Source organism: Candidatus Neomarinimicrobiota bacterium (assembly GCA_041862535.1).
Taxonomy (GTDB): Bacteria; Fidelibacterota; Marinisomatia; order SCGC-AAA003-L08; family TS1B11.
In genome coordinates, this window is sequence record JBGVTM010000135.1 from 1 (window position 1) to 11626 (window position 11626).

The window sequence follows — 11626 nt, forward strand, 5'->3', positions numbered from 1 at the left end:
TACCGCTTGAGCTGGTGGATATTCATTAATTCTTAGCGTTTGCTTACTATCTACATTTTCGCTGAGGAATATGAGTATGGCTGTCGCGACCGAAGTACGAAGGAAAGTATGCATGCTATCCTCCCGAAAAGAATTGATACAGACAGACAGTATATTCTACATGTAGTCATAAATATAAAGTCATCACATACAAAACGCAATGGTAAGTATAGGTGTTCTGATTTGTTTCGATCGATTTCTTATTAATAATCCCCCGTTTGCGCCCAAAAACAACTGTCAGCAGTAGAGGGACAATGCTGTTTCTCCCTCTCTCGCGAACCTCGCGCATATGGCGAACGATAACCGGTTCCCCGGACCGTATCTTCGGTGGTTATGGAATTGACAGCTCATAGCGCCTTTATGCCTCCTGTTTCAGCCGTGCTTTCGCAGCCTGTAATCCAGGGGGTGGCCCCCGGGGCGGACTCACCACCACCGTCGGGGACCATGACCCAGACATGATACCGGGGTGATACCGGATTGACCCTGCCATATGCTGCTCTTTGACATAATCCACCTAGGCGGCCAGGGCATCGAATATCCAACATCCAATATCCAATTACCATTCCCCCTTTCCAGGGGCAGGGTATGAGCCGTATATTCTGGCCCGCTTTTGCGGTTGAGCAATGATCAGATTGTCGGTAAGAAGCATATGAGTAAGTACTGCCAGGTAACGGGCCGGGGGCCGTCGTTCGGCAACAAGGTCAGCCACGCCCACAACCGGACCCGCCGCCGGTTCGACCTGAACCTGCAGCGCAAGCGTTTCTGGCTGGAGGAGGAGCAGCGCTGGGTTACCCTGCAGGTCTCGGCCAAGGGGCTGCGCATCATCGACAAGAAGGGCATCGGCGCCGTGGTGCGGGAGCTGCGCGCCCGGGGGGAGAAGATTTAGATCAATCCGGGTGGTCGTCCTTCGAGAGCCTCAGGGCGACTATTCAAGATTAAAAAAAGCCCCCTCACACTTCGACCTTGAGTGAGGGGGCTTTTATTAGGGAGCCTGTCTGTCTCCTCAGGCAGACGGTTGTTGGCTCCCCGCTCGGGAGGAAGCTTGGGACCGTAAGACGGCCGGGACCTCCAGGTCGTCGCCAAATACCATCACGTCCTCATCCTCGCCATCCACCACCGCCATGCCCTGGCCGTCTTTGGGCACTCGTCGGCGCAGGCTGAAAAGCGGCTCGCGTTCCCGCCGACCGGGAGCATCGAAGGGGCTGGCCACACCCGGAAAGGCTTCCCTCGCTCTGGCAGCGAGCGGCAGCTGCTCCGCGGGCCGGTTGAAGCCGGTGGCGATAACGGTGACCCGGAATTCATCGGTCAGGTTGGAGTCGATGACGGCTCCGAAAATGACGTTGGCGTCCGCACCGGCCTCTTCATTGATGATGGAGGTGGCGTCGTTTACTTCATGAAGGGTCATGGTCGCATCGCCGGTGACATTGATAAGGAGCCCCTGGGCACCCTGGATATTGCAGTTCTGCAGGAGGGGAGAGGAGATGGCCTGCTGGGCGGCCAGGATGGCGCGCTCTTCACCGTGGCCGGTGCCGGTACCCATGATGGCGTCGCCCATGTTCAGCATGACCGTGCGCACGTCGGCGAAGTCCAGGTTGATGAGCCCGTGGATATTGATCAGGTCGGAGATGCCCTTGGTGGCCTGGTGCAGGATACTGTCGGCCAGTTTCAGGGCGTCGACGAAGGTAGTATCGGGATCGGTGATCCGCAGGAGGGTCTCATTGGGTATCACGAGGGTAGTGTCGCAATACTGGCGCAGTTCTTCGATGCCCGTTTCAGCTCGCTGGGCCCGCTGCCGCCCTTCGAAGAGGAAGGGGCGCGTGACGATGCCTACGGTGAGGGTGCCCAATTCGCGGGTGATGCGGGCGATTCGCGGTGCGGCCCCGGAGCCGGTACCGCCGCCCATCCCGGCGGTGATGAAGACCATGTCGGCCCCGGACAGGGTTTTTTCAATGATCTCGTGGTCTTCCTCGATGGCCTGGCGGCCGATGTCCACGTCGGCTCCGGCACCGAGACCCTTGGTTAGCGACTTGCCGATCTGGATCTTGATCTCGGCCAGATTGTTATCCAGGTCCTGGGCATCGGAATTGACCGCGATGAACTCCACTCCCAGCAGGTTGTCCTCAATCATGCGGTTGATGGCGTTCCCGCCGGCGCCGCCTACGCCGACTACCTTTATCTTGGCCTTCATCAGATCGTAATCGTCGAATTCGAAGAACATGATCGGTCTCCTCTCCTCAGTTAGAACAGTTCCTTGAAAAAGCCTTTCACCTGGCTTACCAGGTGCTTGAAAAATGCGGTTAGACTCCCGGGTCGTTTGGGCAGCCCATAGGTCTCTTCGTACTCCAGCCCGTAGAGCAGCAATCCGATGGCGGTGGCGTACTCCGGAGAGCTCACCATATCATCCAGACCGCCCACGTGCAATGGATAGCCGATCTTGATATCGGCATTGAACACCTCCCCGGCCTTTTCTTCCATCTCTTTCAATAGTACACCGCCGCCCGTGAGTACTACCCCGAAGGTGAGTTTGTCGCTGACCTCGCTTTTGCGAATTTCGTTGCGGCACAGTTGCAGGATCTCTTCCAGGCGGGGTTCGATAATGGCTGACAGTCCGCGCCGGGTGGTGGTCTGGGGACGGCGCCCCGCGATGCCATTAATGGTGATCTCGTCGTCTTTGACCGTGGCAGGGAACTTGGCGTAGCCGTATTCTTTCTTCAGCTCCTCGGCTTTCTGGAAGGTGGTGTGCAGAATCTGAGCGATATCGTTGGTTACCCGGTTGCCGCCGAAGGGGATGATGGCCGTATGGCGCACGCCGTCATCGTAATAGACGATGAGTTCAGTAGAGCCGCCGCCCATATCGATCAGTACCACACCCTGGTCCTTTTCGGTCTGTTCCAGGACCGCGGCGGCGGAGGCCAGGGGAGCAAGAACGAGGGCCTCAACATACAGTCCGGCTGCTTCCACGCACCGCACGAGGTTTTGGGCGGCGGAACCATCGATAGTGACCAGATGGACCCGGGCCTCAAGCCGATGGCCGATGTGTCCCAGAGGCGCTTTAATGCCCTCATGTTGGTCGACCTTAAATTCCTGTGGCAGGACATGCAGGATTTCGCGTTCAGCGGGCAGGGTTATCGCCTTGGCCTGCTCCAGTACCCGCTCAATGTCGTCCTCGGTAATCTCCTGGACATGGGGCATGCGGGACTCATGACGGCTCACGGTGATAACTCCGGCATTATTCATACTGCGGATCTGTTCCCCCGAAAGAGCTACATACACGCCATTCATTTTCACGTCGGCCTGGGCCTCGGCCTCCTCGACGGCCGCTTCGATGGAAGTAACGGTTTCCTTGACGTTGACTACCATGCCCTTGCGCATCCCGGTGGATGGGGCGCTTCCTACGCCCAAGAGGTTCAGTCGGCCGTTCTCATCAACCCGGGCGATGACCGCGCAGACCTTACTGGTGCCTACATCCAGGGCCGCGATTAATCTGGGTTGGGTTTCGTGTGTGGTCATAGAATTATGCTCGCTCCCGGACTACCACCTGTCGGTTGTAGCGTAAATCGATATAGGAATAGTCTATTAGACTTCTTTTTCCTGAAACGGTGAGCAGAAAAGCATCCAGTGTTGCGATGCGTTGCTCCAGTTCCTGGCTGCCAAGACGAACGGCGGTGGAGGTCTCGGTCATGTAAAGGGTAATCTCTCCATTATCAGCAAAAACCAGTTCGCTCAATTCCTGGTAGAGGCTGGGGAATGAGGCATAGATATAGTGCAGAATCTTCCAGGCCTGTTGCAGCTGGGCGTGGTCATTGACGGAGCCCAGTGCCAGGGCCTTGAGGGCCGAATCGGCGCCGGAGACTGTGGGCAGCTCCAGTTCGAAGCGCCCGTGCGGTAACGGGAGGGCTTCTTGCTCGTCGGTGAGGAGGTAGTATTCAGGTGCTGCCACGTAAGCCAGGGGCTGGTTTTCCACGAGGTCAACGAAAAGGGTATGGGGCAGCTTTCGGCCCAGGCGGACGCCGTAGACGTAATCGAGCTCCTCGACGCGTCCCTGGAGAGCTGGTAGGTCAACGTCAAAGACGCTCCCGGTAAGGGGTACCGCCATGGTCTTGACCACCTCGGCCCGGGTGAGGATATTGTTGCCCCGGACCTCAATGCGCCTGAGCTCGAACACCGCTATATTGTTCAGGTAGCTAAGGATACCTTTGCCGAGCGGCCACCCCGCTACGACGAGGATCGAACCTACAAATACCGAGCGGGCCCAGCTACCCAGGTGTCTGAGAGCGGATGGATCACGATTGGGCAAGGCCAGCATCCTCCCAGTAACCAGGCTGGAATCCGAAAGTTTTGATCTCAAATTCCAGCTGGGTATTGAACCGTTGTTTAATAGTTCGGGCCGCCAGTTTGATCAGAAAGGCCATGTCTCCGGCCGTAGCCGCGCCGCGATTAATGAAGAAATTGCCATGTTGGGTGGAAATCTCGGCCTCTCCCCGCCGCGTACCCTTGAGTCCAGCCCGGTCAATCAACATACCAGCCGCCATGTCCGGCGACGGGTTCTTGAAAACACTACCCGCTGACCGATATTTCAAGGGCTGGCGCGCCTTCCGCTCATTAGAGGCTAGCTTGCGCGTCCGGGAGATGGCCTCCGCTGTGCCCATCGCAAAATGGAATTCGGCTTCGACAATGATCTCATCCGGCCGGAAGCTGGAACTGCGGTACCCGAACTGCAGGTTCTCGCTCTGATAGACCTTTTCCTCACCGTTGAGGGTGAGGATGAGCACCTGATCCAGATGGGTAGAGATTTCGGCGCCGAAGGCGCCGGCGTTCATTACCAGGGCACCACCCAGCGTCCCCGGGATGCCGATAAGGCTCTCCAATCCGGTCAATCCAGCCTGGAGGCAGCGTTTTACCAGATGCCCGAGCATGACCCCGGCCTCAGCCGCCACCCTGCCATCTTCGATATGCAGGTTTTTCAGGGTACCCGCCAGGGATATGACGAGGCCCGACAGGCCGGTGTCACTCACCAGGCAATTGCTGCCCGCGCCCAGGCAGGTGACGGGGATTCCTTCCTGGTGGGCGAACTTGAGCACCTGCGCCAGCTCGACCCGATCATAAGGCTGGACGAATACCTCCGCCGGGCCGCCAATCCCGTAGGTGGTGTGCTGGCTGAGGGGCTCATTGAACAGGACACGGCCTTTTTGAACCCTGCTGTTTAGCGCTTCTTGCTGTTGCCGATTCATTACTGATCCGACCCAATGGGCACATTCCCCTGCAAGAGGGGTTCCTGGTAGGCGTGCCTGATCTTTTCGTTGTAATGCGTGATGTCACCGGCACCCATGGTGATGACCATGTCTCCCGGCTTAATCAAGCGGGCTACAATGGCGGGCAGATCGTTTTTATCCGGCGTGTAGGTGACCTGCTTATGGCCGAAGTGGGCGGTATCATTTGCAATCAGCTCGCCAGTGATTCCTTCGATGGGCTCTTCCCGGGCCGGGTAGATGTCGGTCACCACCAGCACGTCGCTGGCCAGGAAACTGCGGGCGAATTCCTGGTGAAAATCTCGGGTGCGGGTATACAGGTGGGGCTGGAAGATAGCTATCAGCCGTCGGTCCCAACCCTGATGGGCGGTCTGGAGGACGGCCGAGACTTCGCGGGGATGGTGGGCGTAGTCGTCCACAAATATGACGTCGTTGATGATTTCGATGATCTCAAAGCGGCGGCTCACACCGCTGAACTGGTTCAGCCCATTGATGATTTCCTTTAGCGGCACTTCCAGCTCCAGCCCTACGGCCACGGCCGCCAGGGCATTCTTGATATTGTGCTCACCCGGCACTTGCAGTTCCATCGGGAGCGGCTCCTGGCCGGGAATGACCAGTTCAAACCGGGTGCGGTTTTCATGATAGGTGGCTTTACGAGCGCGCACATCGGCCTGGGGGGCCAGGCCATAAGTTGTGACCGGCCGTTGCAGCCGCGGCAAAAGTGCCTGAACGTTGGGCTCATCCAGGCAGGCGACCACCCGGCCATAAAACGGAACCGCATTGGCAAAGAGGGTGAAGGCCTGACTGAGTTCATCGAGATTTTCGTAGCAGTCCAGGTGTTCCAGATCGATGTTGGTGATGACAGCAATGGTGGGGCGCAGTGACAGGAAGCTGCGGTCAAACTCGTCGGCCTCTACCACGATGATGTTCCCTTGGCCGCGGCGGACGTTGGCGGCCAGGCTCTTCACGATACCGCCGATCACCATGGTGGGATCGCGCCGGGCGGTAGTCAGCATGGTGCCGATCATGGAGGAGGTGGTGGTTTTGCCATGGGTGCCGGCCACGGCAATGCTGGTCTCGGCTACTTTCAGGAGTTCGCCGAGCATTTCGGCCCGGCGAATCACCGGGATACTGCGGCTCCGGGCGGCTTCAATCTCGGGATTGTCGGGTTTGACCGCTGAGGAATAGACCACCATATCACAAGCGTTAATATTGTCGGGGTGATGACCTTCGAAGAACCGAACGCCGGCCCTTTCCAGTTTATCGGTGATTTCTGAGCGGCGCAGATCGGAGCCCGAGATCTTGAACCCCAAGGTGTGTAGCAGCTCGGCCATACCACTTATACCGATCCCGCCCAAGCCGATAAAATGAATTTTTTTTATTCGCCCGAACATCACGTCTCAGCCAATTGTAAGATGTGCTCTACAATGATTTTGGTTGCGTCGGGCTGTGCCAGGCTCTGGGCGCGTTTTGCCATGGCCCGGAGCCGGTCCGGATACTGGATGAGCCGTTTGACCACTGCTTCTAATTTCCCCTGGGATAGCTCGCGCTGGGGTACCATCCTGGCTGCTTTATGATTGACCAGCACCTTGGCATTCCGGGTTTGATGATCGGCGGCCGCGGAGGGCAGCGGTATCAGGATTGATGGTTTGGCCATGTAGGTGAGTTCGGCGACGGTGGTGGCCCCGGCCCGGCATACCACCAGATCGGCGGCCGCATAGGCGGAGGCCATATCAGAAATAAAAGGCACGCAGGTTACGTGTTCAGTGTCGCCGGTTGCCTGAGCAAGGCGTTTATAACTGGCGGCTCCCGTTTGCCACAGTAAGTGGACGCCCATTTTTTCGGTGTAAGTGCGCCAGTGGGCTAAAAAGTGATTGTTCAAGGGGCGGCTTCCCTGGCTCCCACCGAGGATCAATACGGTTTGTCTGCGAGCTGGAAGGCCCAGTTGCCGCCGCGCTGTTTGCCGGTTGGGGATATTTCGATCAAAGCGGATCGGGTTGCCGGTGAGCACCCAGTCCTTGCAATGGAGGTACTGCAGGGTGGTTTCGTAAGTGAGGCAAACCAGGTTCGCGTTGCGAGCCAGGCGCCGGGTGGTGATCCCGGGGTACGAGTTTTGTTCCTGGATCAGGGTGGGTATTCCCTGCCGCTGGGCCTCCAGCAGAGGTAGGCCGGAAGCGTAGCCGCCGGTCCCAACGGCTACATGGGGTTTAAAGCCCTTTATAATCTGGCGACAGCGGAGTTGGGAGACAACAAAACGCCAGGGAAAGATGAGGTTGCGCCCCAGTGATAAGGGCCCCCAGCCACGTTGAATGCCACGAATGTTCAGAGGATAAAAGACCTCATTCTGGTTGGCCAGGATGCGCGCTTCCAGCCCGTGCCTGGAGCCGACGAAGCGGATATCACAACGATCGTCAATTTCCCTCAGACCTCTGGCAATAGCCAGGGCGGGGAAGAGATGACCACCAGTGCCTCCGCCGGCCATTAGCACTCGCAACCGCTCATGATCTTGCTTTGGCATATACCAGTTGACGATCCCACCGCCTGCGGCGGGTGGAAGCTGAAATGTTCAGTAATATCCCGAGACTGATCAGGGTGAAGACCAGGTGAGTGCCCCCATAGCTGATGAGGGGCAGCGGGATTCCGGTATTGGGAACCACTTCGGTCACGACGGCGGTATTCACCATAACGTAGATGATGAGGTTGAGCGCGGTTCCCAGGGCTAGCAGCATTCCGAACCGGTCGGGCGCATGCCTGGCAATCACGATAGCGCGCTGAAAGAGCCAGAAGAACGCGGCCAGCAGCAGAACGGCCCCGATAAAGCCCAGTTCCTCGCCGATTATGGCGAAAACGAAGTCCGTATGCGGTGCCGGCAGGAATAGTTTTTTCTCAACGCTGTTGCCCAGTCCCTGTCCCAGCCAGCCACCGTTGCCCAGGCTGATCAGCGATTGGGAGATCTGGTATTCGGCTCTGGGGGAGTCTATCAGCCCGAGGAAGGACTGGATGCGAATCCTGCGATAGGGCTCCGCGATCATGACCGCACCCATTAGCGGCAGCGAGGCAGCTACGAGGCCGGCCAGATGCCTGGCTCGGGCGCCTCCCAGGAACAGCAACGTGCATCCGAGTAGACCGGTAAGGGCGGCGGTGGAAAAGTCAGGTTCCGGAATGATGAGCACCATCATGAGGGCAATGACCACCACCGGGGGGAGGAAACCGCGTGCGAGGCTGGTGAGTTGAGATCCTTTACGATCCAGATATGCGGCTAAGTAGATAATCAGGCTTAGACGGGCAAAGTCGGAGGGCTGGATCGAGACCGGTCCCAACCAGAGCCAGCGGGCGGTACCCTCCCGACCAGTGGCGTAGTGAAGAAGCAGCGAAATGGTCAGCAGGGCAAGGGAGCCTAATAAAAGCCAATTGGCGTATTTTTTTAGATGGTGATAGTCCAAACGGCTGCAAGCGAACAGCAGGGCAGCACCTAACAGAGCCCGGGTCAGTTGTCGCTTGAGGAAGAACATGTGATCGCCGCTGATGTCCGCGGCCGTGTCGGCGCTGGAGCTGTAGAGCATCACCAACCCGACGCCGACCAGAAAGGTGGTGAGCAACACGGTCCAGGTATCGAAGCGCGGGGTGGTCGCGGCGCTAGGCATGAACGGCCTCATTCTGAAAGGAGAGCACGATGCGGTGGAACGCCGCACCGCGTTCTTCGAAATTGGCAAACTGGTCGAAGCTGGCACAGGCGGGGGCGAGCAGCACTACATCGCCCGGTCGGCTGGCTTGACGGGCCTGTTCGACAGCTGCAGTGAATTCCGGTTCAAACCGTATGGGCACGATCCCCTGGAAAATCTCGGTTAACCGGGGTCCCGCCTGGCCGTAGGTGATGAGCTGTTTGACCTTGTCGCGGATCGGGGCGCTGAGCGTGGGATAATCGGGGGCATCCTTCTCGCTGCCGCCGAGGATCAAGATGATGTTGCCGCTGAAGCTGGCCAGGGCCATGCGGGTGGAGGCCACGTTGGTGGCCTTGGAATCGTTGTAGTACCGGACGCCGTCCACCTCGGCCATCAGTTGCAGGCGGTGGGGCAGCCCCTCGAACCGTCTCATTACCTGTGCGATGGCTGAAGTTTCGACTCCCATTACGCAGGCGGTCGTAGCGGCGGCCAGGAAGTTCATAACGTTATGGGGTCCCGGTAGCGGGAGCTCATTCAAACGGATCAGTCGCTCTTCCCGGTGAACGATCCACTCGTTCTCCCGGGTAAACAGGGTATCTTCGGCAGATAGCGCAGTGAAGGGCACCGCTCCCCTGCGGCCTTCCAGAGCGGCGCGGAAAAAAGCGTCGTCGCGGTTATAGATAATCCACCCTTCCGTATCCATATTCCGCAGCAGCAGGAGTTTCGCCTGCCCATAGTCTTCAAGGCCGGGGTAGCGGTCGAGGTGGTCGGGGGAGAGGTTCAGGAACACGGCCGCGGCGGGTTTAAAACCTTCGAGGTGCTCGGCCTGGAAGCTGCTGACCTCCACTACATGCACGGGGGATTTTGGTCTCAGATCGAACTCTTCCATGACATTGCTGGCGAAGGGAACCCCGATGTTGCCGCCCAGGAAGCTGCCCCATCCTCCGGCGGCCATCATCTGGTGGATCATGGTGGTAACGGTGGACTTGCCATTGGAGCCGGTGACGGCGATTACAGGTGCCGAGGTGAACCTGCCGGCTACTTCCACTTCGCTCAGCACCGGTAATCCCTGTTTCAGGAAGGAGGCTACGATGGGGTGGGTGTCCGCAATACCGGGGCTCAAGATCAGGAGCTGGCCAGGGAGTTCTTCAGTTTCGTAACCATCTGTAATAATAATGATTTCGGAAATGTCCAGAGACCGGGCGATTTCCTGGTGAGATTTGTTATCGTCTACCAGAGCGACACGAGCACCGATAGAATGCAGTAGACGGCAGACCGCCAGCCCGCTGCGACCGGCTCCCAGAACGATGATTTCCTGACCGGAGAAATACCGGGCAGCCTGGGAGAAACGGATTCCGGGAGCTGATAGCACTACAACACCTTGAAGGAAGACAGGCTCAATAGGGCCAGCAGGATACCCATGATCCAGAATCGAATCACAACCCGGCTCTCGGGCCAGCCCCGGAGTTCGAAATGGTGATGCAGCGGAGCCATGCGGAAGACCCGCTTGCCTTCACCGGTCAGACGACGGGACAACTTAAAATAGCTTATCTGGATAATAACGCTGAGCGCTTCGGCGACAAAAATGCCGCCGATGATAGTCAGCAGGATTTCCTGCTTGAGAATCACGGCCATACATCCCAGCGCCGCGCCCATGGACAGCGCACCAGTGTCTCCCATGAAGACTTCCGCTGGTTTGGCGTTGAACCAGAGGAAGCCCATGCATGCTCCCAGCAGGGCCATGGCGAAGATGAACAATTCTCCCGAACCGGGCAGATAAAAGATGTTGAGATAGTCGCTGAAATCGACGCGCCCCATGACGTAGGCAATGGCCCCGAAAGCCAGCACGGCAACGGCCATTAAGCCGGTCGCTAACCCATCGAGCCCATCGGTGAGGTTGACGGCGTTGGAGGTTCCGGTGATGACTATTATCACCAGCGGGATGTAGAAAATGCCCAGGTCTAGCGATCCATTAGCAGCAAACGGCAGACTGATCGCGGAACGGATTTCGGCATTGGCGGGCCAGAAATACAGCCAGCAACCGATGAATAATCCCAGACTGATCTGCCCGGCCAGTTTATAGCGGGCGATAAGACCGGCGGGTAATTTCCGGATGTCTTTCAGATAGTCGTCTAACAAGCCGATGAGGCCCATCCACGCCAGCGCGATCACAGCCATAATGATATAGGGTTGCTCCAACCGCGCCAGCAGGAGGGTGGGCAGCAATACCGCGATTAGAATAATAGTGCCACCCATGGTGGGGGTGCCCCTTTTCCTGGCGTGGGTGACCGGTACGGTGGGCCTTATGGCCTCGCTAATTTGCATGCGGTTGAGCCAGCGTATCAGGGCCGGGCCGATCCAGAAAGTAATAAGCAGGGCTAACACCGCCGCGGTGGCTCCCCGGAAGGTGATATACCGCAGGAGATTGAACCCGATAAACCAGTCCCGTAGCGGGAAGAGCAGGTGGTAGAGCATAGCTAGTGGTTAAACACCTCCTTGATAACGGTATCCATGGCCATCCCGCGGCTGCCTTTTACATAGACCACATCCCCTGGTGATACGATCTGGGTCAGGACACGGCTCAACTCCGACTTATCCCCGAAGTGGCGGGCATCCAGGCCTGCCGAGACGGCGGTGCAGTAGGTGGCGTAGGTTTCAGGGCCGAAGCATAGCAGT

The 11626-nt window shown here is 58.0% G+C and carries 11 protein-coding genes; 1 reads left to right on the forward strand and 10 read right to left on the reverse strand.

Annotation, left to right across the window (positions count from 1 at the left end; translation table 11 throughout):
- The first annotated feature begins 688 nt into the window (after positions 1-688).
- Positions 689-925: a 50S ribosomal protein L28 gene (gene rpmB / locus ACETWG_05035; protein ID MFB0515952.1), complete on the forward strand. Its 237-nt coding sequence runs from the start codon at positions 689-691 to the stop codon at positions 923-925.
- Between the two features lie 117 nt (positions 926-1042).
- Here the strand turns inward: rpmB and ftsZ are convergent, their stop codons facing one another.
- The 10 genes from ftsZ to ACETWG_05085 form a co-directional block, all read right to left on the reverse strand.
- Entirely contained in the window at positions 1043-2257 is a 1215-nt protein-coding gene (gene ftsZ, locus ACETWG_05040; protein ID MFB0515953.1) for a cell division protein FtsZ, read from the reverse strand.
- Between the two features lie 20 nt (positions 2258-2277).
- Positions 2278-3549, reverse strand: coding sequence for a cell division protein FtsA (gene ftsA, locus ACETWG_05045; GenBank protein MFB0515954.1), 1272 nt, complete (start codon positions 3547-3549; stop codon positions 2278-2280).
- A 4-nt stretch (positions 3550-3553) separates the two neighbouring features.
- Entirely contained in the window at positions 3554-4336 is a 783-nt protein-coding gene (locus tag ACETWG_05050) for a cell division protein FtsQ/DivIB (GenBank protein MFB0515955.1), read from the reverse strand.
- Complete coding sequence (gene murB, locus ACETWG_05055) at positions 4323-5270, reverse strand: UDP-N-acetylmuramate dehydrogenase (protein MFB0515956.1); 948 nt, start codon at positions 5268-5270, stop codon at positions 4323-4325. Before murB ends, ACETWG_05050 begins: the two co-directional genes overlap by 14 nt.
- Positions 5270-6682 carry a UDP-N-acetylmuramate--L-alanine ligase gene (murC, locus tag ACETWG_05060; GenBank protein ID MFB0515957.1) on the reverse strand — a complete coding sequence of 471 codons (1413 nt, stop codon included), beginning with the start codon at positions 6680-6682 and terminating at the stop codon, positions 5270-5272. Before murC ends, murB begins: the two co-directional genes overlap by 1 nt.
- Positions 6682-7806, reverse strand: a complete 1125-nt coding sequence (gene murG, locus ACETWG_05065; protein ID MFB0515958.1) for an undecaprenyldiphospho-muramoylpentapeptide beta-N-acetylglucosaminyltransferase — start codon at positions 7804-7806, stop codon at positions 6682-6684. The genes murC and murG overlap by 1 nt, the downstream gene beginning before the upstream one ends.
- The gene (gene ftsW / locus ACETWG_05070) at positions 7787-8932 is read right to left on the reverse strand and encodes a putative lipid II flippase FtsW (GenBank protein ID MFB0515959.1); all 1146 of its coding nucleotides are present in this window, start codon (positions 8930-8932) and stop codon (positions 7787-7789) included. The genes murG and ftsW overlap by 20 nt, the downstream gene beginning before the upstream one ends.
- The gene (gene murD, locus ACETWG_05075) at positions 8925-10322 is read right to left on the reverse strand and encodes a UDP-N-acetylmuramoyl-L-alanine--D-glutamate ligase (GenBank protein MFB0515960.1); all 1398 of its coding nucleotides are present in this window, start codon (positions 10320-10322) and stop codon (positions 8925-8927) included. The genes ftsW and murD overlap by 8 nt, the downstream gene beginning before the upstream one ends.
- Positions 10322-11425 (reverse strand): phospho-N-acetylmuramoyl-pentapeptide-transferase, encoded by a 1104-nt coding sequence (gene mraY, locus ACETWG_05080; protein ID MFB0515961.1) that lies wholly within the window; start codon positions 11423-11425, stop codon positions 10322-10324. The genes murD and mraY overlap by 1 nt, the downstream gene beginning before the upstream one ends.
- Before the next feature lie 2 nt (positions 11426-11427).
- A partial coding sequence (locus ACETWG_05085) for a UDP-N-acetylmuramoyl-tripeptide--D-alanyl-D-alanine ligase (GenBank protein MFB0515962.1) occupies positions 11428-11626 on the reverse strand: 199 nt, incomplete at its 5' end.